At 68.9% G+C, this 22,359-nt stretch carries 28 protein-coding genes; 7 read left to right on the top strand and 21 right to left on the bottom strand.

All coding sequences use genetic code 11. The features are described 5' to 3' along the window. Nucleotides 1-168 precede the first annotated feature (168 nt). The 4 genes from arsH to KDW55_RS09570 form a co-directional block, all read right to left on the bottom strand. Entirely contained in the window at nt 169-891 is a 723-nt protein-coding gene (gene arsH, locus KDW55_RS09585) for an arsenical resistance protein ArsH (RefSeq protein ID WP_069242129.1), read from the bottom strand. Nucleotides 892-911: 20 nt separating this feature from the next. Next, nucleotides 912-1,982, bottom strand: a complete 1,071-nt coding sequence (gene arsB, locus KDW55_RS09580) for an ACR3 family arsenite efflux transporter (RefSeq protein WP_038570384.1) — start codon at nt 1,980-1,982, stop codon at nt 912-914. 67 nt (nt 1,983-2,049) lie between these two features. After that, complete coding sequence (locus KDW55_RS09575) at nt 2,050-2,544, bottom strand: arsenate reductase ArsC (RefSeq protein WP_212160792.1); 495 nt, start codon at nt 2,542-2,544, stop codon at nt 2,050-2,052. Nucleotides 2,545-2,567: 23 nt separating this feature from the next. Further along, nucleotides 2,568-2,903 carry a metalloregulator ArsR/SmtB family transcription factor gene (locus KDW55_RS09570; RefSeq protein ID WP_038570390.1) on the bottom strand — a complete coding sequence of 112 codons (336 nt, stop codon included), beginning with the start codon at nt 2,901-2,903 and terminating at the stop codon, nt 2,568-2,570. A 198-nt stretch (nt 2,904-3,101) separates the two neighbouring features. Between KDW55_RS09570 and KDW55_RS09565 the strand changes: the two genes are divergently transcribed. Further along, on the top strand, nt 3,102-4,223 hold the full coding sequence (locus KDW55_RS09565; RefSeq protein ID WP_212197926.1) for a sensor histidine kinase: 1,122 nt from the start codon (nt 3,102-3,104) through the stop codon (nt 4,221-4,223). 138 nt (nt 4,224-4,361) lie between these two features. On the opposite strand, the gene KDW55_RS09560 is transcribed toward KDW55_RS09565, so the two are convergent. Continuing rightward, nucleotides 4,362-4,613 (bottom strand): hypothetical protein, encoded by a 252-nt coding sequence (locus tag KDW55_RS09560; protein ID WP_209825775.1) that lies wholly within the window; start codon nt 4,611-4,613, stop codon nt 4,362-4,364. A gap of 123 nt (nt 4,614-4,736) precedes the next feature. On the opposite strand from KDW55_RS09560, the gene KDW55_RS09555 reads away from it, so the two are divergent. After that, nucleotides 4,737-5,984, top strand: coding sequence for a phosphatidylserine decarboxylase family protein (locus tag KDW55_RS09555; RefSeq protein ID WP_212160794.1), 1,248 nt, complete (start codon nt 4,737-4,739; stop codon nt 5,982-5,984). Nucleotides 5,985-6,000: 16 nt separating this feature from the next. Here the strand turns inward: KDW55_RS09555 and KDW55_RS09550 are convergent, their stop codons facing one another. From KDW55_RS09550 to KDW55_RS09530, 5 genes are all read right to left on the bottom strand, one after another. Then, nucleotides 6,001-6,225 (bottom strand): hypothetical protein, encoded by a 225-nt coding sequence (locus KDW55_RS09550; RefSeq protein ID WP_038570401.1) that lies wholly within the window; start codon nt 6,223-6,225, stop codon nt 6,001-6,003. A 256-nt stretch (nt 6,226-6,481) separates the two neighbouring features. Continuing rightward, nucleotides 6,482-6,823, bottom strand: a complete 342-nt coding sequence (locus KDW55_RS09545; protein WP_038570404.1) for a DUF1488 domain-containing protein — start codon at nt 6,821-6,823, stop codon at nt 6,482-6,484. A gap of 3 nt (nt 6,824-6,826) precedes the next feature. Next, complete coding sequence (locus KDW55_RS09540) at nt 6,827-7,375, bottom strand: type 1 glutamine amidotransferase domain-containing protein (protein ID WP_038570406.1); 549 nt, start codon at nt 7,373-7,375, stop codon at nt 6,827-6,829. 264 nt (nt 7,376-7,639) lie between these two features. Continuing rightward, nucleotides 7,640-8,005, bottom strand: coding sequence for a DUF3022 domain-containing protein (locus tag KDW55_RS09535; RefSeq protein ID WP_038572116.1), 366 nt, complete (start codon nt 8,003-8,005; stop codon nt 7,640-7,642). 89 nt (nt 8,006-8,094) lie between these two features. Beyond that, nucleotides 8,095-8,670 carry a hypothetical protein gene (locus KDW55_RS09530; RefSeq protein ID WP_069242134.1) on the bottom strand — a complete coding sequence of 192 codons (576 nt, stop codon included), beginning with the start codon at nt 8,668-8,670 and terminating at the stop codon, nt 8,095-8,097. 141 nt (nt 8,671-8,811) lie between these two features. Here KDW55_RS09530 and KDW55_RS09525 point away from each other — a divergent pair, with 141 nt between their 5' ends. Continuing rightward, entirely contained in the window at nt 8,812-9,168 is a 357-nt protein-coding gene (locus tag KDW55_RS09525; RefSeq protein ID WP_212161875.1) for a DUF3175 domain-containing protein, read from the top strand. Between the two features lie 123 nt (nt 9,169-9,291). Further along, the gene (locus KDW55_RS09520; RefSeq protein ID WP_212161874.1) at nt 9,292-10,614 is read left to right on the top strand and encodes a cation:proton antiporter; all 1,323 of its coding nucleotides are present in this window, start codon (nt 9,292-9,294) and stop codon (nt 10,612-10,614) included. Between the two features lie 5 nt (nt 10,615-10,619). Here KDW55_RS09520 and ligD read toward each other — a convergent pair whose 3' ends face one another. From ligD to KDW55_RS09465, 11 genes are all read right to left on the bottom strand, one after another. Further along, on the bottom strand, nt 10,620-13,493 hold the full coding sequence (gene ligD / locus KDW55_RS09515) for a DNA ligase D (protein WP_212161873.1): 2,874 nt from the start codon (nt 13,491-13,493) through the stop codon (nt 10,620-10,622). A 34-nt stretch (nt 13,494-13,527) separates the two neighbouring features. Further along, a complete protein-coding gene (locus tag KDW55_RS09510) occupies nt 13,528-14,580 on the bottom strand; it encodes a Ku protein (RefSeq protein ID WP_069242136.1) in 1,053 nt (350 codons plus the stop codon). A gap of 52 nt (nt 14,581-14,632) precedes the next feature. After that, the gene (katE, locus tag KDW55_RS09505) at nt 14,633-16,735 is read right to left on the bottom strand and encodes a catalase HPII (protein ID WP_212161872.1); all 2,103 of its coding nucleotides are present in this window, start codon (nt 16,733-16,735) and stop codon (nt 14,633-14,635) included. Nucleotides 16,736-16,888: 153 nt separating this feature from the next. After that, nucleotides 16,889-17,275 carry a DUF3022 domain-containing protein gene (locus KDW55_RS09500; RefSeq protein WP_038570420.1) on the bottom strand — a complete coding sequence of 129 codons (387 nt, stop codon included), beginning with the start codon at nt 17,273-17,275 and terminating at the stop codon, nt 16,889-16,891. Beyond that, complete coding sequence (locus KDW55_RS09495) at nt 17,272-17,433, bottom strand: DUF1328 domain-containing protein (RefSeq protein WP_006398937.1); 162 nt, start codon at nt 17,431-17,433, stop codon at nt 17,272-17,274. The genes KDW55_RS09500 and KDW55_RS09495 overlap by 4 nt, the downstream gene beginning before the upstream one ends. 46 nt (nt 17,434-17,479) lie before the next feature. Then, entirely contained in the window at nt 17,480-17,668 is a 189-nt protein-coding gene (locus KDW55_RS09490; RefSeq protein WP_038572123.1) for a DUF3008 family protein, read from the bottom strand. Between the two features lie 70 nt (nt 17,669-17,738). Continuing rightward, nucleotides 17,739-19,175, bottom strand: coding sequence for an RNA polymerase factor sigma-54 (locus KDW55_RS09485; protein WP_212161871.1), 1,437 nt, complete (start codon nt 19,173-19,175; stop codon nt 17,739-17,741). Nucleotides 19,176-19,391: 216 nt separating this feature from the next. Further along, entirely contained in the window at nt 19,392-19,703 is a 312-nt protein-coding gene (locus tag KDW55_RS09480; protein ID WP_038572125.1) for a hypothetical protein, read from the bottom strand. 51 nt (nt 19,704-19,754) lie between these two features. Then, nucleotides 19,755-20,066, bottom strand: coding sequence for a hypothetical protein (locus KDW55_RS09475; RefSeq protein WP_038570431.1), 312 nt, complete (start codon nt 20,064-20,066; stop codon nt 19,755-19,757). Then, the gene (locus KDW55_RS09470; protein ID WP_212161235.1) at nt 20,063-20,317 is read right to left on the bottom strand and encodes a hypothetical protein; all 255 of its coding nucleotides are present in this window, start codon (nt 20,315-20,317) and stop codon (nt 20,063-20,065) included. The genes KDW55_RS09475 and KDW55_RS09470 overlap by 4 nt, the downstream gene beginning before the upstream one ends. Nucleotides 20,318-20,535: 218 nt before the next feature. Then, on the bottom strand, nt 20,536-20,841 hold the full coding sequence (locus KDW55_RS09465) for a hypothetical protein (protein ID WP_038570434.1): 306 nt from the start codon (nt 20,839-20,841) through the stop codon (nt 20,536-20,538). Between the two features lie 156 nt (nt 20,842-20,997). Here KDW55_RS09465 and KDW55_RS09460 point away from each other — a divergent pair, with 156 nt between their 5' ends. The 3 genes from KDW55_RS09460 (at nt 20,998) to KDW55_RS09450 (ending at nt 22,319) form a co-directional block, all read left to right on the top strand. Continuing rightward, entirely contained in the window at nt 20,998-21,246 is a 249-nt protein-coding gene (locus KDW55_RS09460; protein ID WP_038570436.1) for a hypothetical protein, read from the top strand. A gap of 70 nt (nt 21,247-21,316) precedes the next feature. Further along, entirely contained in the window at nt 21,317-21,748 is a 432-nt protein-coding gene (locus KDW55_RS09455) for a CBS domain-containing protein (RefSeq protein WP_038570437.1), read from the top strand. Between the two features lie 88 nt (nt 21,749-21,836). Next, nucleotides 21,837-22,319: a PRC-barrel domain-containing protein gene (locus KDW55_RS09450; RefSeq protein WP_038570439.1), complete on the top strand. Its 483-nt coding sequence runs from the start codon at nt 21,837-21,839 to the stop codon at nt 22,317-22,319. The last annotated feature ends 40 nt before the right edge of the window (nt 22,320-22,359 follow it).

Here is a 22,359-nt window from a genome sequence, read left to right as displayed (position 1 = left end):
GCGCGCCCCGATACGCGATGAACCCGCAGTTCCGCGCTGGCGCGCGACGATTCCGGCTCGCGCGCCGCTGCGCACGTTGCGTTGCTGCGGCGACGGCGCGGCCAGTGCAAGCGGCCGGCTCCCCATGCGGCCGATATCGCGATGGCCGCGCCGGCCATCCACCGCGCATCAGATGCTTCGCTGATTCACCCGCGCCGACAGCGCGTCCGCACTCTCCTTGCGTTCGCTGTACCGGTCGACCAGATACGGGCCGATGTCGCGCGTCAGCAGCGTGAATTTCACCAGTTCCTCCATCACGTCGACTACGCGGTCGTAATACGCGGACGGCTTCATCCGCCCCGCCTCATCGAATTCCATGAACGCCTTCGCCACCGACGACTGGTTCGGAATGGTCAGCATGCGCATCCAGCGCCCGAGCACGCGCATCTGGTTGACCGCGTTGAACGACTGCGAACCGCCGCTCACCTGCATCACCGCGAGCGTCTTGCCCTGCGTCGGCCGTACGGCGCCAACCGATAGCGGAATCCAGTCGATCTGCGACTTCATGATGCCGGTCATCGCGCCATGCCGTTCGGGCGAACACCAGACCATCCCTTCAGACCACTGCACGAGTTCGCGCAACTCGACCACCTTCGGATGGCTCTCCGGCGCATCGTCAGGCAGCGGCAAGCCGCTCGGATTGAACATGCGCACCTGCGCGCCCATCGCCGTCAGCAGTCGCCCGGCCTCCTCGACCAGCAGGCGGCTGAACGAACGCTCGCGCAGCGATCCGTACAGCAGCAGCAGGCGCGGCGGATGAGTCGACGGCGATGCCGGCCGCAGCTGGGCCGGATCCGGCACACGAAAGCGTTCGGGATCGAGTTGAGGCAGGTCGGTCAGTCGCTCGGTCATGAAAAGTTTCCCAGCTTGATTCACGCGCACTCGTACCAGCCCTTCGACCGGTTCACGACACGCACCACGAGCAGCATCGCCGGCACCTCGATCAACACGCCGACGACGGTGGCAAGCGCCGCGCCGGAATGAAAACCGAACAGGCTGATCGCGGCCGCGACGGCGAGTTCGAAAAAGTTGGATGCGCCGATCAGCGCGGACGGACATGCGACGGCGTGCTGTTCGCCGACCGCGCGATTGAGCCAGTACGCGAGCGCCGCGTTGAAGAACACCTGGATCAGGATCGGCACCGCGAGCAGTGCAATGACGACCGGCTGCGCGATGATGGCTTCACCCTGGAACGCGAACAGCAGCACGAGCGTCGCGAGCAGCGCGGCGATCGACCACGGGCCGATCCTTGCCATCGCCGCATCGAACGCCGTCTGCCCTTGCGCGAGCAGCCGCCTGCGCCACAGCTGCGCGACGATCACCGGAATCACGATGTAGAGCGCCACCGACGTGAGCAGCGTCGGCCACGGCACCGTGATCGCCGACATCCCGAGCAGCAGCCCGACGAGCGGTGCGAACGCGATCACCATGATGCTGTCGTTCAGCGCGACCTGCGACAGCGTGAACAGCGGGTCGCCGCCCGTCAGCCGGCTCCATACGAACACCATCGCGGTGCACGGCGCGGCCGCGAGCAGGATCAGGCCGGCAACGTAGCTGTCGAGCTGCCCGGCGGGCAGCATCGGCGCGAACAGGTGCCGCACGAACAGCCAGCCGAGGAACGCCATCGAGAACGGCTTGACGAGCCAGTTCACGACCAGCGTGACGCCGATGCCCTTCACGTGGCGGCGCACTTCATGCAGCGCGCCGAAGTCGACCTTCACGAGCATCGGGATGATCATCACCCAGATCAGCAGCCCGACCGGCAGGTTGACCTGCGCGTATTCGATGCGGCCGATCCGCTGGAAGACGCCGGGCAGCATCTGGCCCAGCGCGATGCCGGCGACGATGCACAGTGCAACCCACACCGTCAGGTAGCGTTCGAAGAAATTGATCGCCGGCTTCTCGGCGGCGTGACGATGCGGATTGACGTTGGACGTGTTCATCGGGCAGGACTCGATACGGGAAAAACGCACGCGCGCGGCCAGCTCGGACAGACCGCGAGACGCGCGCTCAGTTGCGCGAGATGTCGTTCAGCGCGGCCGCGAGTTCGGCGTCGCTCATGCGCTCGAGCGGCAGCGCCAGCAGTTGCAGCATCCGGTAGCCGAGCGCCTCGCGCGTCAGTTCGAACGCGAGCCGCTTGCCCGCATCGCCGCCCGGCGCGTTCGACGGATCGGCGTAACCCCAATGCGCCTTCACCGGGCTCCCGGGCCAGTATGGGCACGTCTCCGCGGCCGCGCTGTCGCACACCGTGATCACGATGCGCATTGGCGGCGCGCCGTCGCGGACGAATTCGTCCCAGCTTTTGCTGCGATAACCGGCGACATCGACACCGGCGCCGGTCAGCGCGTCCAGCGCAAACGGATTCAGCCGGCCGCTCGGCGCGCTGCCCGCGCTGAACGCGCGCACGTCGCGGCCGAGCTTTTCGGCCCAGTGGTTCAGCATTCCCTCGGCGAGCACGCTGCGCGCGGAATTGTGAGTGCAGAGGATCAGGACGTTGGTGGTCATCTTTGGCAGCGAATGTGTGGCGGTTACGCCGTGCCCGGGCAGTCGGCCGAACACGCGGACACCGGCGCGCACGGATTGCCGCCGCAGCAGTTCTCCGTGAGGTAGCCGATGAGCGCGTTCATCGTCGTGAAGTTTGCGCAATAGATCACGTACCGGCCTTCCTGCCGGCTCGTGACGAGCTGCGCATGCGCGAGTTCCTTGAGGTGAAACGACAGCGACGAAGGCGGCACGTCGAGCAGTGTCGCGATCCGGCCGGCCGGCAGGCCGCCCGGGCCGGCCTGCACGAGCGCCCGGAACACCGCGAGGCGCGACTCGTGCGCGAGCGCCGCAAGCGCGGCAATGGTCTGGTTCGTTTGCATTTTTCGATAATACTCGAAATATCGAATGGATGCAGCGACGAACCGGTGATCGTCTTGCCGGTGTAACCGCCCCGGGACGCGCGAGGGCGTCGCGCCGGCCGCGCCGGCGACGCGGAATCCCGCCGGGCGAACGGTATTGACGTAATATCGTGCGGATTCGTAGAAGCATCCACCGTTCATACCGTCATGAGGGGCGACATGCGTCTAGCCGATTTCATTCTCCGGAACATGGAACCGATCCTCGCGCAGTGGGAAGCGTTTGCCGCGACGCTGCAGCCCGCCGCGCGCAGCATGGATGCGCTCGCACTGCGCGACCACGCACGGCAGATCCTGGAAGCGGCCGCGCAGGACATCACGACCCCGCAAACCCGCGAAGAGCAACACGAAAAATCCGTTGGACGCGCACCCGAATCATTAAATGCACCGGAAACGGCCGCGCAGACGCACGCGGTGCTGCGCGCCCGCCGCGGCTTCAACATCAATCAGCTCGCGGCCGAGTATCGCGCGCTGCGGGCGAGCGTGCTGCGGCTGTGGATGGACACGTGCCGGCCGAATGCGCCGCATCTCGACGACATGATTCGTTTCAACGAGGCGATCGACCAGGCGCTCGCGGAGTCCATTTCGTTCTTCACCGAACAGGTCGAACAGGCCCGCAACCTGTTGCTCGGCATGCTCGGCCACGACATGCGCACGCCGCTGCAGACGATTCAGCTGACCGCAACCTATCTTGCGGCGCTCAATGCGGGCGACGACATATCGGAGGCCGCCGGCCGACTGATCAGAAGCGGCGGCCGCATGCAGGCGCTCCTCGACGATCTCTGCGACTTCAACCGGACCCAGCTCGGGCTCGGCATTCACGTCGATCCTCGCGACGCCGACCTCGCGGACATCGTCGACAATGTGGTCGACGAACTACGGGGAGCCCATCCCGATCGAGAAATCGACGTCGATCTCGGCGGCGATCTGCGCGGCCACTGGGATGATCGGCGCATGCAGCAAATGCTCAGCAACCTCGTGAGCAACGCGCTCAAGTACGGAACGCCGAATACGCCGGTACGCGTGAGCGCGGCGCCGGCCGGCGCCGACGTGCTCATCGAGGTCGGCAACAAGGGGCCGGCGCTCGACCGGCTCATGCTCGAGCGCATCTTCGATCCGCTTCAGCGCGGCGCCGACCAGCGGCAAAGAACCGCGGCCGATGCAGGATTGGGGCTCGGCCTGTATATCGCCAGCGAGATCGCAAGGGCCCACCGAGGGCGAATCGACGCGCGGTCGGATCACGCGGAAACGGTATTCGCGGTGCGGCTGCCGAAAACCGGCTGACGCAGCGGGCGCGATCGCAGCGTCGTGCGGATCCGGCCGACAGGTGAGCTGCGAACGCCCATATCGGCCCCAGTGACTCTCGCCGGCACGCCGCATCCAAACGCGTCGACCCGCTGCGCCGCTGCCATCGTCACCCGATCACGCCCCCTCCTCCGGCGGCAACGCACCGCTGTCGTCCTCCCACAGCGACTCACCGCTCTTGTGTCCGCCGCTCGTCGTGATCGGCCCTTGCGCGCCGCCGCGCTTCGCCCGTCGTGCGCCGTCCGCTGACGTAGCCGCCCGCACGCGCGGGCGCGCGCGGGTCGGCGCGACGGTTCGCTGTCCGTCACCGCGGCGCTCGTCGGTGGCCGCCGTGTCGTGCGTCTGTCTCGCATTCGTCGCTGCGTTCATGTGTGCTCTCCCGAATCGTTCATTGAAGGAATCCGCTCGCCACAGCGCAGCAATTTGGGTGCCGGACAGCGGGCAAGCGTCTTGCTGGATGCGTCCGTATCGCAATGCTCCCCGGAGGTGACCATGCCGACAAACAGCACGCCGCCCGACACGCGCCATCGCATCGGCGAATGGATGACGGGCAACGAAGCGCACATGGCCGCATATCGCGAAAAAATTGCGAAGGAAGCGCACGCGCAGGCCGGCGAACGGCTGCGCACGCCGGCCGTGCAGGAACTCGCGCGGCTGTTCGACGACAACGCGGTGCTGCGCATGAGCCTCACCCGCGCCATCGACGAGGCGCGCGAGTCGGGCCGGCGGCTCGGCTACACGTCGATCGGCGAGCTGATGACGGTGATCGACCATCTGATGACCTACACGCCGCCATTCAGCGAAACGAGCATGATCGTGTGTCCGCTGAACGCGTTCCTCGACTGGCCGATGTGCATGCCGTCGGGGCACGCGGTGTTCCGCGACGCGACGGTCAACGCGCATCTGAAGCAGGTGCTGAACGTGTGGTGCGACTTCCTCGGCGGCCCGCATTCGCGCGCGCACCTCGACACGTCGCCGCCCGACGGCTGGTTCTGCGATGAGGCGCGCAAGCGGCTCGGCCTGTCGCAGTTCCAGTATCGGGAAGACCAGCCGCACTGGGGCTTCGATTCGTGGAACGATTTCTTTACGCGGCGCTTTCGCGCAGGCGCGCGGCCCGTCGCTGCGCCGAACGACCCGCACGTGATCGTCAGCGCGTGCGAGGCCGCGCCGTATCACACCGAATCGAACCTGAAGATTCGTGACACGTTCTGGATCAAGGGCCAGCCGTATTCGCTGCGCGACATCTTCACGCCCGCGCGGCTGCCGCTCGCCGAGCGCTTCGTCGGCGGCGATCTCTATCAGGCGTATCTCAGCGCGTACAACTATCATCGCTGGCACGCGCCGGTGCGTGGCACCGTCACGCATGCGTACCGGGTGGACGGCGCCTACTACTCGGTCGTCGAGGCCGAAGGACCGGACCCGGCCGGACTCAACGACTCGCAAGGCTACATGACCGCCGTGGCCGCGCGTGCGGTGATCGCCATCGACAGCGACGATCCGGGAATCGGCACGGTAGCAGCCGTGTTCGTCGGGATGGGCGACGTGTCGTCGTGCGTGGTCGAGGTCGTGCCCGGGCAACGCGTCGGCAAGGGCGACGAGATCGGTTACTTCCAGTACGGCGGTTCCACCTGCTGCCTGCTGTTCGAGCCGGGCGTGATCGACCGCTTCCTGCACGAACCGCCGTCCGGCGGCGACGCACCGGTCGTGCAAGTGAACGCGTCAGTCGCCATCGCGCGTTGACGCCGGCGCCGGCGCGTCACGCGTCGGCGCTGCCGAACGCACGTCCGGCATGCCGCTGCATGCACTGGACGATCGACAAGCCGTTCGGCGTCAGCGCGAGCCGGCGCGCGCCCGATTCGTCTGCACGAATTTCGATCAGGTGTCGTTCCATCAACGACGCGATATCTTCGCGATCGGGCTGGATCTCGTCCGGCGCGCGATGCGCCAGGAACAGCGTGGCAAATTCATGCGCGGTCAGCATGTGTCTCCCCATTCGACGTCTCGACGCGATGCCGTCGCGGCATCGCGGGCGCAAATCTGCGCCTCGATTGCGGAGAGACAAGCAGCGAGCGTGCCAGTATGTGGGCGCTGGCCGCGCCGCATGCGGCCGGCGCGCGGCGTGATCTGACGCTTTGCACGTCGCCCGCGCCGCTGCAAAGTTTTCAACGGCGTGTAACCGCGCCGCGCGGAAGCACGACGGTGAGGGAAGCGCGGTCGCACACGCCGCGCCGCCGCGCTCACGACTTCCGCGAACGGAACAACCCGGCGCGCGCGACGTCGCCGGCCGCCGTGTCACGTACGCGGAAATACCCGCTGTGCAGTTCGATACCGCCCTCGCCGTCCGTGAGGACTTCGGCACACGCGGCCTCGATGCGGTCGCGCCCGCGCTCGAACGCGTCGCGCAAGTCGGCTTCGAGTGCGGAGCGCGCGCCGAAATGGTCCTCGAGCGCTTCGACGGTAATCGCACACGTGAGCGGCTTCCCGTCGACGTCGACGACGAAGCGCATCTGCAGTGCTGCGCCGTCGAACTCGGGCGGGGCGTCGGTCAGCGTCACGTGGCGGACGGGATCGGCGGGCATCGCTCAGGCCCCCCGCGAAGCCAGCGACTGCACGATCGCGCCGTTGAACGCCGGCAGGTCGTCGGGCTTGCGGCTCGTGATCAGATTGCCGTCACGCACGACTTCCTGGTCGACCCACTTGCCGCCGGCGTTGCGGATGTCGTCCTGCAGGCTCGGCCAACTCGTCATCGTCCGACCTTCGACGAGTCCTGACGACACGAGCAGCCAGCCGCCGTGACAGATCGCCGCGACAGGCTTGCCCGCCCCGACGGCCGCGGTCACGAATTCGCGCGCGGCGGGCACCATCCGGATCGCGTCGCCGTTGACGACGCCGCCCGGCAGCACGACCGCGTCGTAATCGCCTTCGCGCGCGTCGTCGAACGTGCGGTCGACCTTCACGCGCTCGCCCTTGTCGACGTGACGCAAGCCCTGGATCTCGCCCGCTTTCTGCGAGATTACGTCCACCTGGGCGCCCTCGGCCTTCAGCGCCCGCTGCGGTTCGACGAGTTCGGCTTCCTCGAAGCCGTCCACCGCGAGTATCGCTACCTTGCAATGCTCCAGCTTGCCGGTCATGAAACGCTCCCTGGTTCGTTGCGACACCGGTCGTGCCGTGCCCGTCGCGCCGCAATCCTCGTGCCGCGCCCGCCGATGCCGCCCGGCGCGGGGTGCACCCGTCACCCGAACGCGACCCGCCGATCGCTGCGCACGGCCTGCCCCCGACATCGGCGCGCGGACCGCCGCTGCAAAGATTTCAACCGGGTATGTAATGCGACCGTGGCGGCGGCGCGCCCGCGACTCCGGCCGAAGGGTCGGGACACGACGACACGCGCGGCACGGTCACTGCAAATGGCGTGCGACGTCGAGCATCGCGTCGGTCAGCTCGACCGTCAGCGTGAGGTCTTCGGTAATGTCGGGCAACGTCTCGAGCATCGCCTGCACGTTTTCGTGCAGCATCGCGTGCACGCGCAGCCGCGCGGCGTCGTCGAGCGCCGCGTAGCGCTCCATCGTGTCGCAGTCGAGCGCGAGCACGACCGAATGGCGCGGCGCGCCCGGCGGCGCATCTTGCGCGACCGCCCACGCCGCATGAAACGTGATCCGGCCGGTCTCGATGTCGAGATGGACGGTCGTGTCGAGATCGTCCGCATCGAGCGGATCGGTGTCGATATCGCTGGCGTCGAGCAACGTGCGGTAATTCGATTGCATGATGTTCTCCTGCGTGGTGACGGATGCCGGCCTGGCGCCGGCGTCCGCCATCGCGCCGCGCCGGGCGTGCCGGCGCGACACCGTGGTCGTCAGTACCCGCTGGAACCCGCGCTGCCCGTGCCGCCGGCACCGCCCCCGCCGGAGCCCGTCGCGCCGGACGAGCGACCGTTCCCGGCGCCCGCGCCGGTGCCGCCCTGGCCCGCGCCGACTCCGCCCATCCCGGCACTGCCGCCGCCGGTCGGGCTGCCGGAGCCGGTGCCGGTCGCGCCCGTGCCGCCGGAGCCCGCGCTGCCGCTGCCGCCTGCGCCGCCGGCTCCCGCGCCGTTAGCGCCGCCGTTACCGCCGCCGGTGCTGCCGCTGCCGCCGGTGCCCGCACCGTTCGGGCCGCCCGGCTTGGTCTTGACGTGCGGGTGCCGGTGCGAGCGGGTGCTTCGCGGCTCTTGCATGCGTGTCGCCGGCGGCGGCGCAGCCGTATTGCCGTTCGTCATGTCGCCGCCCGTGCCTTGCGCGGACGTGTCAGGCGGCGACAGGATCGGCGCGCCGGTGCCTTCGCCCGGGCGCTGCGAGTTCTGCGCCCACGCGGCCGGGGCGGTTGCGATGAGCGCGACGGTCGCGCACGCGAGAATCCGGTGCGCGGTGAATTTCGATTCGAATGCTGGCTTCATGAAGCGTTCTCCGTCAATAGACCTGCTGTCGTGAAATTTCCTGCGCTTTCGATTCAGCAAGGCGCGTGCCGACAGTGGCTCGCGGCACGCGCCTTGCGGCCCTGGAGCAATTCACGCCGACCACGTATGGAGCCGCCGCCCATGCCTTCAGCCACCGCCTCCCATCCGCGCGGCAAACGCGCGACGCGCCGCCCGGGCCGCGCACGCAGCAACGATCCGCATCACCGCCGGCGCTGGTCTGCCGACGTGATGCAAAAAAGCGATGCGCTCGATCTCGAGCCGCACATCTTCAAGTCCAACGATCCGAGCGAGATCGCCGCGTCGTTGAAGCGTTCGGCAGAACACAGCCGCCGCCGCAAGGCGACGCCGTTTCAGTCCGCGATGTCGATGCTGAACTTCTACGTGAACCGCGCAGGCCGCCACCTGCCGAAGTCACGCCGCGCGACGCTCGAACGCGCGAAACGCAAGCTGCGCGAAGCGTTCGGCCGCAAGCCGTGACGGCTGGCCGCGCGCGCGTCGGCCGCCATGCGCGGTCTGGCGAACGCCGCGCGAGCGCGCAGCGCACGCATCGCACGCATCGCGTTCGCGTATCTCCGTCATCCACCTGGTCCACCGTCACGCATGCATGAAACCCTGTGGTATCTCATCATCGGCGTCGTGCTGTTGAGCATGGCCGTCGCGACGTCGGCGCTGCGGCATCTGCCGTGCAGCAGCGCGATGATCTATCTCGCGCTCGGCATCGCGCTCGGCCCGTCGGGCGCGGGCTTGCTCCATCTCGACATCGAGCGCGACGCGGTGCTGCTGCGCGAAATCGTCGAGGTCGCGCTGCTGGTGTCGCTGTTCGCAATCGGGCTGCGGCTGCGCGTGCCGTTCTCGGACAAACTGTGGCTCGTGCCGTGCCGGCTCGGCCTGCTCGCGATGATCGTCACCGTGCCGCTGCTCGCCGGCTGCGCGGTGCTGACGCTCGGGCTTGGCTGGGGTCCGGCGCTGCTCATCGCGGCGATTCTCGCGCCGACCGATCCGGTGCTCGCGCACGACGTGCAGGTGCACGCCCCCGGCGACCGCGACCTGGTGCGCTTCGCGCTGTCCGGCGAAGGCGGATTGAACGACGGGATCGCGCTGCCGTTCGCGCTTGCCGCACTTGCGTTGTGCGGCGCGCGCGACACGCCGCACGGGCCGCCCACGTTGTCGGGCGCGTTCGCGCTGTTCGCGCTGTGGGGCATCGTCGGCGCGGCCGCGATCGGCGGCGCGCTCGGCGCGGCGACCACCAAGGCGATCGGCTGGCTGCGCATCCGCTATGCGCAGGCGCTCGGCTTCGAAGGCTTCTTCGCGCTCGCGCTGATCGCGCTGTCGTACGGCGCCGCGCAGCTCGCGCACACGTTCGGCTTCATCGCGACGTTCGCGGCGGGCGTCGCGATGCGACGCGTCGAGCACCGCGCGAGCGGCGACCGCCGGCCGCGCGAGGTCATCGGCCGCATCGATTCGGAAGACGTGGTCGCGACCGAAAAGCATCCGGAGAAGGTGCACGCGTTCATGGCCGAGTCGGTGCTCGATTTCACGATCGAGCTCGAACGGATCGCGGAAGCGCTCGTGATGACGATGATCGGCAGCGTGCTCGCGACGTTGTCGGCGCCGCTCGTCACAGGGAGCGCGGCCGCGCTGGCCTTGCTGTTGTTCGCCGCCGTGCGGCCGGTCGCGGTGCTGCTGACGCTCACCGGCTCACGCGCGACACACGCACAGCGGCGGCTGATGGGATGGTTCGGGATCCGCGGAATCGGCTCGTTCTACTACCTGCTGTTCGCGCTCGAACACGCGCCGTCGAGCGCGGTGCGCCCGCTTGCGGCGCCGGTGCTGGCCGTCGTCTGCGCGTCGGTGATCGTGCATGGCGTGTCCGCGACACCGCTGATGGAGTGGTACTACCGCCTCCAGCATCGCCGCCGCTGAGCGCGTCACGAGCGGCCCAGCCGCGCGCGCATTTGCGCGGTGATCCGCTGGCGCGTGTCGTCGTAGCCTTCCCACGGGTCGCGCTTCAACCGGTCGACGCGTTCGTGCAGCGTGTCGATCGTCCATTGGTCGCCGCCGGTCGTGTCGGACACCTCGTCCCAGCGCAGCGGCACGGACACGCCCATTCCGGGCCGCGCGCGCACCGAGTACGCGGCGATCGTGCTCGCGCCGCGGCCGTTGCGCAGGTAGTCGATGAAGATCTTGCCGCGCCGGTGACGCGGCCCCATCGTCGCAGTGAAACGGTCGGGCAGTGCACCGGCCACGTGCTGCGCGACCGCGCGCGAGAAGTCCTTCACGTCGTCCCACCCCATGTGCCGCGTGATCGGCACGACGACGTGCAGCCCCTTGCCGCCGCTCGTCTTGCAGAACGATACGAGCCCCAGCTCGTCGAGCAACCCGCGCACGAGCTGCGCGGCCTCGATCATCGTGCTCCACGGCAGCGCCGGATCCGGATCGAGATCGAACACGATCCGGTCCGGCCGCTCGATGTTCGACGCATGCGCGTTCCACGTGTGCAGTTCGATCGTGCCCATCTGCGCGGCGCCGAGCAGCGCGTCGACACTGTCGAGCGACAGCAGCGGACCATGCCCGGGGTCGAGCCCTTCGTGTTGCGTGACGAACGGAATCTCGCGGCGCTCCGCGTGCTTCTGGAAGAACAGTTCGCCGGTGATGTCGCCCGGCGCGCGCACCAGCGACACCGGGCGGCCCTTCAGATCGCGCAGCAGCCACGGCGCGACCCACTGCCAGTAACGCGCGAGATCGATCTTGCGCGTGCCGCTGTGCGGGTCGATCACGCGATCGGGATGGGTGATGCGCACGCGGCCGAGCTGGGTGGGACCGCCGACCTCCTCCGCGCCGGTCGCGGCGCGCGAGGGCGTGCGCGTCCGTGCGTTGGGCTTGCTGTCTTCCGCGTCGCGCGCCGCGCGCGATGCGGGCTTGCGCTTGCCGTCATCCGTGGTCTCACGCTGATCCATCGCTACCTCCTGTTCCGCGGTTTCCGTATGCCTCGGCACTTCGCGCACGATTTGCGACGCCGGCTTGTCTTCGCGCAGCGCGATGAACGCGGCCTGCCGCACGATGCCGTCACCGGTCCATTCGGCGAATTCGCATTCGGCGACGAGCGTCGGCTCGATCCAGTGCACCGGCGTGCGCGAGCGCTCGCGCGGCGGCGGATCGAACGGCGTCGTCACGCGCTCGTGCTTGCGCAGGATCGCCGCGAGCTTGTCGAGCATCCGCGTATCGAAGCCCGTGCCGACCCGGCCGACGTAGCGCAGCGGCCCGGGCCCGCGCGAGCGCTTGCCGCTGCCCGACGGTTCGTGCACACCGAGCAGCAACGCGCCGAAGCCGCTGCGGCTGCCCGACGGCTCGGTGTAGCCGCCGATCACGAACTCCTGCCTGCGCCGGCATTTGAGCTTGATCCATGCGGGCGAACGGCCGGCGCGATAGCGCGAGTCCGCGCGCTTGCCGATCAGGCCTTCGAGGCCCGTGTCGCACGCGCTCGCGATGAGTGACGCGACGTCTTCGCCGAGATCGGGCGAGAAACGCAGCCGCGCCGGGTCGCTGTCGGCGAGCAACGGTTCGAGCAATGCGCGGCGCGAGGTGAGCGGCGCGTCGCGCAAGTCGTAACCGTCGAGATAGGGCAGATCGAATACGAACAGCGTGATCTCGTCCGAGCGTCCTGCGCCGAGCGCATTCTGCAGCGCCTGGAAGCTGGGCAGGCCGTTCGGACCGAGCACGACAGCCTCGCCGTCGAGCCATGCTTCGTCGACGTCGAGCGCCGCGAGCGCGTCGCGCTGCGCGCCCAGCTTCGCGGTCCAGTCGCGGCCCTCGCGCGTCATCAGCGTCACGCGCCGCCGCGTGCCCTTCCCCGAAATGCGCGCCAGCATCCGGTAACCGTCGAACTTCAGTTCGTAGCACCAGCCGTCCTGCGTCGGCGGTGCATCGACCAGCGTCGCGAGTTGCGGCGCGACGCGCTCCGGCAGCGGCGCACGCACCGCGCCGTCGACCGCGGACGGCCCGGCGGGCCGTTTCCCGTCGGCGCCGGCGTCGCGATCGCGGCCCTCTTCGCGCCGACCGGCGCGCGTACCGCGCTTTCGCGCGGGGGCGGCGTCGGACTTGCCGTCCGTGCCGTCCGTGCACGCCTTGCCGTTCCGGCCGCGCGGCGAGCCGCGCGTGCGCTTCTCGCTGCCATCGGCGCCTGCACTCGCCGCGGACACCCCACCGTCGTGCACGCTGCCTGGGCGCTCGCCGACAACGTCGAATTCGTCCGCGCTGCGCGCGTCGTCGTCGCGCTCCTTGATCAGCAGCCACTGCTCCTGCCGCCCTTCCTGCCGGCCGCTGCGCACGAGCGCCCAGCCGCCGTGCAGCTTGTGGCCGTCGAGCCGGAACGTAAGCTTGCCCGCGCGATACCCTTCGCGCGCATGCGCGAGGCCGCCGTCGGGCGTCCACGTGCCTTCGTCCCACACGACGACCGAGCCGGCGCCGTAATGTCCGGCGGGAATCTCGCCTTCGAACGATGCGTATTCGAGCGGATGGTCTTCGACGTGCACCGCCAGACGCTTCACGGCCGGATCGAAGCTCGGCCCTTTCGGCACGGCCCACGACTTCAGCGTGCCGTCGAGTTCGAGCCGGAAGTCATAATGCAGCCGCCGCGCGTGGTGTTCCTGGATCACGAAGCGCAGCGGGCGAGGCTTGTGCGCAGCGGCTCGCGCGTCTGGCTTCGCGGCCGCTTTCGTGCGGCGACGCCCGTGCGCGCCCTCGGGCTCCGGCGTCGCGTCGAAGTGGCGTTTGCGGCGATACGGATCGAGCTTGCCGGCCATCGTGTCACCTCGCGTTTCGCGGCGTCATCCGCGCTCAGGCCGCGTGCTTTCGGCGCGCGGCGGTCTTCTTCGCCGCATGCCCGCCGGCGCCCGCGCCCGTGCGTTTCGCGGCCGGCCGCTTCGCCGCGGATTTGGCGGCCGCCGTCTTCTTGGCCGATTTTGCCGCCGGTTTGCGGCGCGCGCCAGCGCGCGACGCAGAAGACGACGCGTCCGTGTCGTCGTCCTCGTCGTCCTCGGCCGGCGCGTTCCGCTCTTGGCGTTCATTGCGCAGATCCGCCGCGCGCGCGCCCGCCCCGCCCTTCAGGCTGCGCTTGAGCAACTCGGTCAGGTCGAGCACGTTGGTCGCCGCGGGCCCTGTCTGCGCGGGGCGTTCCTCGATTTCCTCGATCTTGCCCGCGCGCACCTTGCGCTCGACCAGCTCGAGGATGTCGTCGCGGAATGTGTCGTGATACTCGTCGGGCGTCCATTTGCCGGACATGTCGTCGATCAGCTTCTTCGCCATCCCGAGTTCGCGCGCGGTCACGCCCGCGCGCTTCGCGTCGTCGGCCGGCGCTTGCAGCTCGTCGAGCGGCCGCAGCTCCTCCTGCCAGCGCAACGTATCGAGCGCGAGTATCGGCCCGACCGGGATCAGCGCGCCGAGATGCTGGCGGTCGCGCATCACCACGAGCGCGATGCCGATCTTGCCGCTGTCCTTCAGCGCGTCGCGCAACAGCGCATAGACCTTCTCGCCCTTGCGGTCCGGCACGAGGTAGTACGGCGTGTCGAGATACAGGAACGACACCGCATCCTCGTCGACGAAGGTCAGGATGTCGACGGTCTGCGTCGACTCGGGATTCGCCGCGCGAATCTCGTCGTCGGTCAGCACCACGTAGCGTTCCTTCTCGTACTCGTAGCCGCGCACGATGTCCTCGCGCGTGACTTCCTTGCCGGTGCGCTTGTTGATCTGCCGGTAGCCGACCGGATCCATCGAGCGCTTGTCGAGCAGCCGGAACGACGGCTTCACCGTGCGCGTCGCCGGGAACAGCTGCACGGGCACGTGAACGAGCCCGAAGCTGATCGCGCCTTTCCATATCATCCGCGGTGGCATGCCTGTCCTCCTTTGCTGCGCACGCGCCCGCCGCGCGACGCGGCGGCCCGCGCTAAGCCGGCACCTCGGCTGCCTGCTGCTCGCGCGCCCACACGCGATGCCGGCCGATCTCGCCGCAAAACGCGCCGAGCACCGCGTCGAGATCGACGGCCTGCCCGACGCACACGCCGTCGGCCGGGTCCGGCAACTGCGCGGCGCTCAGCAGCTGACGCCCCGAGCCGACCGCCGCGATCGGCTTCAGGTGCTTGAACGCCTCGCGTACGAAGTGCCGCGCATCGGCGCTATGCGCGAGATCGCGCCCGTCGCCGCCGCACACGAACACCGCGTCGAACATCACCGACGGCATTCCCGCGAGCGTCGCCTGCGGCACGAGGCTGCCGATCGGCGCGAGCGTCGGCGCGACGATCGTCGGCACCGCGCCGGCGGCCGTCAGCGCGCCGCGCACCTGCTCGACCAGCGCCTGGTTGACGCCCGGCGTCGCGACGAGCGCGATCTTGCGCGAGCGGATGTCCGGCTTCGACCGGCCGATCAGGCTCAACGACGGCGCGCGCTGCCTGACGGCCGGCGTCGTGGCCGTTTGCGGGGCCGGCAGCCCCAACCGTTCGGCGACCTGCGCGGCCAGGCCCGCGTCGAAGCGCGCGAGGATCTCGTTGACCACGCGCTCGCGGATCTCCGGCTTCGTCACCTTGCCGAGCTCGAAACAGTACGCATCCCGGATGTGCCGCTGCTCGATTTCGGTCATGCTCTGGTAGAACAATGCCGCCTGCGAGAAATGGTCAGCGAACGATTCGCTGCGCACGCGCACCTTGTCGCCTTCGAGCGGTTCGTGCACCGTCTCGAAGCCGCCGCCGGCCGGCGCGGGCGGCGTCTCGCGCGGCCAGCCGCCGTTCAGGGAATTCGGTTCGTACGACGCCTGCCCGACCGCGATCGTCTGCCGGTGCATCGCGTCGCGCTGGTTGTTCGCGAACGGACACAGCGGCCGGTTGATCGGCAGCTCATGAAAGTTCGGGCCGCCGAGCCGGCTCAGCTGCGTGTCGGTGTACGAGAACAGGCGCCCCTGCAACAGCGGGTCGTTCGTGAAGTCGATGCCGGGCACCACGTGTCCCGGATGAAACGCGACTTGCTCGGTTTCGGCGAAGAAGTTGTCGGGATTGCGGTTCAGCGTCATGCGGCCGATCGGCTTCACCGGCACGAGCTCTTCCGGCACGAGCTTGGTCGGGTCGAGCAGGTCGAAGTCGAACTTGCGCGCGTCGGCCGGATCGATCAGCTGCACGCCGAGTTCGAACTCCGGATAGTCGCCGCGCTCGATCGCCGTCCACAGATCGCGCCGGTTGAAATCCGGGTCGTGACCGGCGATGCGCTGCGCTTCGTCCCACAGCAGCGAATACGCGCCGCTCACGGGCCGCCAGTGGAATTTCACGAAATGCTCGGCACCGGCCGCGTTGACGAAGCGGAACGTATGCACACCGAAGCCGTCCATCGCGCGATAGCTCGCGGGGAGCGCGCGATCGGACATCAGCCACAGCACCATGTGCGTCGTCTCGGGGACGAGCGACACGAAATCCCAGAACGTATCGTGCGCGGATGCGCCGGTCGGCATCTCGTTCGGCGCCTCCGGCTTCACCGCGTGCACGAAGTCGGGAAACTTGATCGCGTCCTGGATGAAGAACACCGGCATGTTGTTGCCGACGAGATCGTAGTTGCCTTCCTGGGTGTAAAACTTCACCGCGAAACCGCGGACGTCGCGCACCGTGTCGGCCGAGCCGCGCGGGCCCTGCACCGTCGAAAAGCGCACGTAGACCGGCGTCTCTGCGGCCGGATCTTGCAGAAACGCAGCCTTCGTATAGTCGGCCATCGACTCGTACACGCGAAACACGCCGTGCGCGGCCGAGCCGCGTGCATGCACGACCCGCTCGGGAATCCGTTCGTGATCGAAGTGCGTGATCTTCTCGCGCATGATGAAGTCTTCGAGCAACGACGGACCGCGCGCGCCCGCGCGCAGCGTGTTCTGATTGTCGGCGATGCGCACGCCCTGGTTGGTGCGCAGTGCGTGGCCGTCCGGCCGCAGCCGGTTCTCGTCCAGCTGGCGCGACTTCGCGCTATCGGGTTGCGGCGGGTTGGCCGGCGGCTGGCCGGATTGAGGGGGATTCGTCATCGGCGAGTCCTCGTTCGTTCTGGGTTCGGTGAAGCACGGCATCGTGCGCGGCCGCATCGCGAGGCGCACGCATGCCGGCGCGGAAAAACGGGCGAGGCGTGCCGCGTGCGCCGCAACGGCCTCGCAGTGTCGCGGCGGGCAGCCGCGCCCGCGTCAGGGTGCGCGCAACGCGCGTTCGAACTCCGCATGCGTCACGTCGAGCGCGACGCTGCATTCGATCGCGGCATCCTCGACGCGCGGCTTCTGCTCGTCCACCGCGCGCCGCGCGCGGTCGCACAGCTGGGTGCGCACGCGCAGCCGGTCGGCCGCATCGAGCGACCCATAGCGTTCGACTACGTCGGGGTCGAACCGCAGGTCGAGCGCACAGCGCCAAGCGCGCGCGCTGTCCTCCGCCGGCACGCGCACCCACGACACGTGGATCGTCAGCCGGCCCGACGCGTCGTCGGCATCGACGACGACGGTCGACTCCGACGGAAACCCGTTCGCGAGCGCACCTTCAAGCTCGGCGATGCGCTGCGAACGGTCGGGCAAGATCGTCATCGGCGCACGACGCCCAGCAGCAACGTGACCAGGAAGATCACGACGAAGATGTAGAACAGGATCTTCGCGATTTCGGCCGCACCGGCCGCAATGCCGCCGAAGCCGAACACGGCGGCGATGATCGCGATGACGAAGAAGATGAGAGCGTATCGAAGCATGAATTCCTCCTGGATAACGGTGACCGCCGGCGCCTGTCGCGGGCGATCAAGAATCGTGCTTGTGCCTGGGTTTGCCGTGGGTCGGCGTCGAAGCCATCTTTTCGAGCTCCTTCTCGCTCATCGATTTAGCCATCGACTTCGAAGGCGGCTTCAGGTCCTTCATTTTGGTGTCGCCGCGCTTGGCCGACAGGGCGGCCCCCGCGGCGCGCTGCTGTGCCTGGGACTTGGCTGGCATGGCATTCCTCCTCTCGGTGACGCACGCGGGCGCCGCCACTCGCGGGCCGCGCGCAGTTCGGACCGCATCGTCATGCGGCGTCGCGCCGGCGCAATTCGGCCGGCGGGATCTTCATTGCCTGGCGATACTTGGTGACCGTACGACGCGCAAGAAGGATGCCGCGACCGGCGAGGTTCTGCGCGAGCGCGACGTCGGACAGCGGATAGTTGTGGCGCTCGCTCGCGATCATGTCGCGAATCAGCACCTTCGCGGCGGACGCCGAGCACACGCCCTTGCCGGCCGCTTCCAGCTTGCGCGGGAAGAAATGCTTGAACTCGAACGTGCCGTGCGGCGTGGCCATGTACTTGTTGCCCGTCGCGCGCGATACCGTCGATTCGTGCAGGTCGAGTTCCTCGGCGATGTCGCGCAGCACCAGCGGCTTCATCGCGATCTCGCCGTAGCGGAAGAAATCGCGCTGCCGCGCGACGATGCATTCGCCCACGCGCTGGATCGTGTCGAAGCGCTTCTGCACGTTGCGGATCAGCCAGCGCGCTTCCTGCAACTGCTGGCCGAGCGGCGAATCGCGCTCGCCGCTCGATTGCGCGAACAGCGTCGCATAGCGCTCGTGCAGCCGCGCACGCGGCAGCACGGCCGGATTGATCGTGACGATCCATTCGTCGCGCACCTGCCGGACGATCACGTCAGGCACCACGTAATCGCCGCGCGTGCTGCCGTAATGGTTGCCCGGGCGCGGGTCGAGCCCGCGCACCAGCGCGCATGCGGCCTGCAGCGTCGCCTGGTTGCAGCCGACCCGACGCTGGATCTCCGCCGTCTCCCGACGCGCGAGGCGCTCCAGATGTTCGCGTGCGATCACCTTTGCTTCCGCGAGCGCGGGCGTGCCGGCCGGAATCGCGTCGAGCTGCAGCACCAGACACTCGGACAACGAGCGTGCTGCGATGCCTGGGCGGTCGAGCATCTGCACGAGCCGCAGCGCGACCGACAGATCCTGCTCGGTGAGCAGCAGCGCCGGGTCCGCGGCCACGAGCAACTCGGACAGCTCCTGCCGCAGATAGCCGTCGTCGTCGAGCGCGTCGATTACGAGACGCGCGGCCTCGCGGTCGCGCCGGTTCAGCGGGTATAGACGCAATGCGTCGTGCAGTTGCTGGTGCAGCGACGGTTCGGCGGCCATCCATTCGCCCGGCGACAGGTCGCCGCCGTCCTCGCCCTGGCGCCCGGCGCCGCGCGGCGCGGGTGCGGCCGTGTACGACAGGTCGCCGTCCGGCGGACGCACGTCGTCCGGCTCCGGCGTCGCTTCGGTGCTCGCGGCTTCGGCGGCGGGCGCGGGCGCACCGTCGGCGCTGACTTCGTCGTCGCCCTGGCCGTCTTCGAGAAATGGATTGGAGTCGAGCGCCTGCCGCAATTCCTGCTGGAATTCGAGCGAAGACAACTGCAGCAGGCGAAGCGACTGCTGAAGCCTCGGCGTGAGTGCCAGATGCTGTCGCATCTGGAGCGCAAGCGTGACTGACATCGATGTCCTCCTGACGGTGTGCAGAATACGTATGCAGGTATCGATGCAGCTTCCATGCCAGGGCCGGGAAGCCCCGTCCGGTGCGGCTCTGCGGGGTTCGATCCCCAAGAAACGACGCCGTTGAAGCCGCTTTTTTACAAGCGCCGGAAAGTTAGGGGGCACGGGATTCGCGGCGCAAGCCCGGTCGCGACGGCGCGCCGCGGCCGCCGCCCGACGTCAGTACTGCATCGGCGGCGGCGTACCCGGCAGCGGCCGATCGCCCTGCGCGCCGTTCGGCCCCGGCGGCGGCACGTCGGGCGCCTCGCCGCCGGCCGCGCCGGCCGGCATCGTGCTGTGCGGCGACGGACGCGTGTCGTAGCGCGTGTTCGCGTCCGGCATCGTCGAGGCCGGCGACGCGCCGCGGCCGTCCGGCGGCGCCGGCGGCGCGCCGCGCGTGCCGTAGGCGCCGTTCGGTTGCGTGCATGCGCCCAGCGCGCACGCGGCCGCGAACGCGCACGCTCCCGCGCGCATCGTGTGGATCGGTTTCATCGAACAATCCTCCGTGAATCCGGCGGCTTCGAGCCGGCCGTGGAGCACGGCTCAAAGCCGGTTGAAATGGAAATCGCCCGCATACGCGGTCGGCGCTCGGCGCGCCATCATCGTGTCGAACTCGGCGGCCACGCGCGTCAGTGCGCCGCGCTGTCGGCCGACATCGGCACGTTCGAGTGCAGCGAATGCATCGGCGTCGAACGTGACCGTCAGCGACGCGGGGTGTCCGTCGACGCGAAACCCGAAATGCAGCGCGCCGGCCGGCTGCTCCTCCGCGTGAAACGGCATCGCACGCGCTTCGAAGTGGCGGCCGAGCGTCTCCGCCACGTCGCGCAGCAGGCCGGGTTTTACGCTGATGCTCATCGCGACACCTCCTCCGGGAAGCGGGTGAACGCGACGGGCGGCACGCCCGCCGGCGGCACGTGGATCGGCGGCTCGCGCGTCGGCGGCTCGCGTTCGGGCGGCGGGTGCACGGGCGGGTCGCCCTCCGGATCGCGATACGGTTCCGGCGCGTCGGGCGGCAAGTCGTCCGGCACGGGCACGTCGGGGTCCGGGTCGCCGTCGGGTAGCGGCGGCTCGGGCCGGTGCAGCGCTTGAGTGAGGTCTCGCTTCATAGGCACTCGATCGTCGTTGCGGGGTCCTCGCGGGACCGGATATGCGGCGCGGCGTGCATCGGCCGCCCGCTGCTTCACGCGTCACGTCGAAGGTCCGCAAGGCATGTGCCGCGTCATACGTTCGCTCTGCGCGCTGCGACGGACGCGCGCGCATCCCGCGTCGCCGCACGCCGTGCATTCGCTACACCGCACGCTGCAATTCTTTCAAGTGCATCGCATCACGCTTCGTACGCCGCCATCACGAGCCACAGTTGGCGGCCGTCGTCCTGCACCGGTGCGGCCAGCGCGTATGGATCGGACGGCTCGCACGCGCGCTGGAGCGCGAACCGGGCCGGCTCGGTCGAGCCGAACGTCTCGTCGCCGAGCGGCCGTACGTCGGCCTTGCCTTCGAACATCCGGCGATCGGGCCGATAGATCAGCGGCTCCTGTTTCCATGCGCTGAAATGGCTCTTCACGGATTCGAAGCCGCCGCCGCAGACGTTGATCTCATAGCGCACGCCGGGTTGTCGTTTCGGAATGGTCATCGTGCCTCCCGCTTCATGTGGGTGGGCGGGCGGACTTGCCGCCGCGCCGCGTTGTGTACGTCGACTGCATAGCGGCAAATCGCGTGCCGCGCCGCTGTTGCGGGCACGCGCGTTGCGACGGCGAACGTGTCATCGTCACCGACACGGAGCCCCGCCATGAACGATTCGACCCGGTCCGGCCGCGACGCACCGGCGCAGCGCCCCGATCCCACGCCGCCGCTGAAGGACCAGGACCAGACGAAGACGCGCCATTCGGAGCGTCATATCGACAAGCAGCTCGAGGACACGTTTCCCGCGAGCGATCCGCCGGCAACGGGCGGCGTGACGCGCATCGAGCCCGACACGCCGCCGGGCACGCACGACGGCGGCCCGTGGGAAGACCCGGCCAAGCGCCGGGACGAATGACGGGCGGGAGCCGCCGGCACGCCGCTTGCGGGACCGGACGGCCCTGCACTCAATTCGCAAGGAGGACTACATGCACCGCGTCAACGAAATCATGTCGCAGGACGTCGTGCGCATCGCGCCGACAGATTCGATCCGTCATGCGGCGCAGCTGATGGAGCGTTACGACATCGGCGCGCTGCCGGTGTGCGACAACAACCGGCTGATCGGCATGGTCACGGACCGCGACATCGCGGTGCGCGCGATCTCGGCGGGCAAGCCGCCGGAAACGCGGGTTCACGAAGTCGCGTCGGGCCCGATCGAATGGTGTTTCGAGGACGATTCGCTGGAAGAGATCCAGCACTACATGGCCGACGCGCAATTGCGCCGGCTGCCCGTCGTCGATCACGACAAGCGCCTGGTCGGCATGCTGTCGCTCGCGGACATCGCGACGCGCACGGCCGGCCCCGCGCGCGACGACGTCGCGAACACGCTCGAGGGCGTGTCGCAACCGAAGCAGACGTGACGGGGCGATCCTCGCTCCGCCCGACAACCCGCGCGACCCACAGGGCCCCCCGGGCACGGTCGCGCCTCACGCAGCCAGGAGGACAACCATGCAGACTTCCGATCAAGGACAGACCCGCATCGTCGGCAAGGGCGCCGCGACCGCAGCCGGCCCGGGCCCCGACGTGATGGCCGCCGACACGCTGGAGGGCAACAAGGTCTACACGACCGATGGCGACGACGTCGGCAAGATCAAGGACATCATGCTCGACGTGCGTTCGGGCCGCGTCGCGTATGCCGTGCTGTCGAGCGGCGGCCTGCTCGGCATCGGCGACAAGCTGCTCGCGATTCCGTGGAGCGCGCTCACGCTCGATACCGAACGCAAGTGTTTCCTGTTGTCGGTGTCGTCCGAACGCATCCGCAATGCGCCGGGCTTCGACAAGGATCACTGGCCGGCGATGGCCGACCCGCAGTGGGCCACCCCGCTGCACGAGTACTACGGCAGCGCACCGTACTGGAGCGCGAGCGACGAGCTCGGGCTGACCGATCCGACCGAGGACCTGAACGATCCGCGCACGCGCGGCCCGCACTGATCGTTCGACAGGCCGCTCACGATTTGCCGGTGTTGTCATA

This window comes from Burkholderia sp. AU19243 (genome assembly GCF_018148075.1).
Taxonomy (GTDB): Bacteria; Pseudomonadota; Gammaproteobacteria; order Burkholderiales; family Burkholderiaceae; genus Burkholderia; species Burkholderia latens_A.
This window is presented reverse-complemented; position numbering and strand designations above follow the sequence as displayed.

Bases quoted from the DNA above. Each gene is read 5' to 3' on its own strand.
- KDW55_RS09525 (WP_212161875.1), top strand. From the start codon at position 8,812: ATGCCTTCAGCCACCGCCTCCCATCCGCGCGGCAAACGCGCGACGCGC.
- KDW55_RS09450 (WP_038570439.1), top strand. From the start codon at position 21,837: ATGCAGACTTCCGATCAAGGACAGACCCGCATCGTCGGCAAGGGCGCC.
- KDW55_RS09495 (WP_006398937.1), bottom strand. From the start codon at position 17,433: ATGCTTCGATACGCTCTCATCTTCTTCGTCATCGCGATCATCGCCGCC.
- arsB (WP_038570384.1), bottom strand. From the start codon at position 1,982: ATGAACACGTCCAACGTCAATCCGCATCGTCACGCCGCCGAGAAGCCG.
- KDW55_RS09550 (WP_038570401.1), bottom strand. From the start codon at position 6,225: ATGCTGACCGCGCATGAATTTGCCACGCTGTTCCTGGCGCATCGCGCG.
- ligD (WP_212161873.1), bottom strand. From the start codon at position 13,493: ATGGCCGGCAAGCTCGATCCGTATCGCCGCAAACGCCACTTCGACGCG.
- KDW55_RS09490 (WP_038572123.1), bottom strand. From the start codon at position 17,668: ATGCCAGCCAAGTCCCAGGCACAGCAGCGCGCCGCGGGGGCCGCCCTG.
- KDW55_RS09500 (WP_038570420.1), bottom strand. From the start codon at position 17,275: ATGACGATCTTGCCCGACCGTTCGCAGCGCATCGCCGAGCTTGAAGGT.
- KDW55_RS09485 (WP_212161871.1), bottom strand. From the start codon at position 19,175: ATGTCAGTCACGCTTGCGCTCCAGATGCGACAGCATCTGGCACTCACG.
- KDW55_RS09540 (WP_038570406.1), bottom strand. From the start codon at position 7,375: ATGACCGGCAAGCTGGAGCATTGCAAGGTAGCGATACTCGCGGTGGAC.
- arsH (WP_069242129.1), bottom strand. From the start codon at position 891: ATGACCGAGCGACTGACCGACCTGCCTCAACTCGATCCCGAACGCTTT.
- KDW55_RS09575 (WP_212160792.1), bottom strand. From the start codon at position 2,544: ATGACCACCAACGTCCTGATCCTCTGCACTCACAATTCCGCGCGCAGC.
- KDW55_RS09545 (WP_038570404.1), bottom strand. From the start codon at position 6,823: ATGCCCGCCGATCCCGTCCGCCACGTGACGCTGACCGACGCCCCGCCC.
- KDW55_RS09555 (WP_212160794.1), top strand. From the start codon at position 4,737: ATGCCGACAAACAGCACGCCGCCCGACACGCGCCATCGCATCGGCGAA.
- KDW55_RS09455 (WP_038570437.1), top strand. From the start codon at position 21,317: ATGCACCGCGTCAACGAAATCATGTCGCAGGACGTCGTGCGCATCGCG.
- KDW55_RS09470 (WP_212161235.1), bottom strand. From the start codon at position 20,317: ATGAAGCGAGACCTCACTCAAGCGCTGCACCGGCCCGAGCCGCCGCTA.
- katE (WP_212161872.1), bottom strand. From the start codon at position 16,735: ATGACGAATCCCCCTCAATCCGGCCAGCCGCCGGCCAACCCGCCGCAA.
- KDW55_RS09460 (WP_038570436.1), top strand. From the start codon at position 20,998: ATGAACGATTCGACCCGGTCCGGCCGCGACGCACCGGCGCAGCGCCCC.
- KDW55_RS09570 (WP_038570390.1), bottom strand. From the start codon at position 2,903: ATGCAAACGAACCAGACCATTGCCGCGCTTGCGGCGCTCGCGCACGAG.
- KDW55_RS09565 (WP_212197926.1), top strand. From the start codon at position 3,102: ATGCGTCTAGCCGATTTCATTCTCCGGAACATGGAACCGATCCTCGCG.
- KDW55_RS09465 (WP_038570434.1), bottom strand. From the start codon at position 20,841: ATGACCATTCCGAAACGACAACCCGGCGTGCGCTATGAGATCAACGTC.
- KDW55_RS09510 (WP_069242136.1), bottom strand. From the start codon at position 14,580: ATGCCACCGCGGATGATATGGAAAGGCGCGATCAGCTTCGGGCTCGTT.
- KDW55_RS09560 (WP_209825775.1), bottom strand. From the start codon at position 4,613: ATGAACGCAGCGACGAATGCGAGACAGACGCACGACACGGCGGCCACC.
- KDW55_RS09480 (WP_038572125.1), bottom strand. From the start codon at position 19,703: ATGAAACCGATCCACACGATGCGCGCGGGAGCGTGCGCGTTCGCGGCC.
- KDW55_RS09520 (WP_212161874.1), top strand. From the start codon at position 9,292: ATGCATGAAACCCTGTGGTATCTCATCATCGGCGTCGTGCTGTTGAGC.
- KDW55_RS09475 (WP_038570431.1), bottom strand. From the start codon at position 20,066: ATGAGCATCAGCGTAAAACCCGGCCTGCTGCGCGACGTGGCGGAGACG.
- KDW55_RS09530 (WP_069242134.1), bottom strand. From the start codon at position 8,670: ATGAAGCCAGCATTCGAATCGAAATTCACCGCGCACCGGATTCTCGCG.
- KDW55_RS09535 (WP_038572116.1), bottom strand. From the start codon at position 8,005: ATGCAATCGAATTACCGCACGTTGCTCGACGCCAGCGATATCGACACC.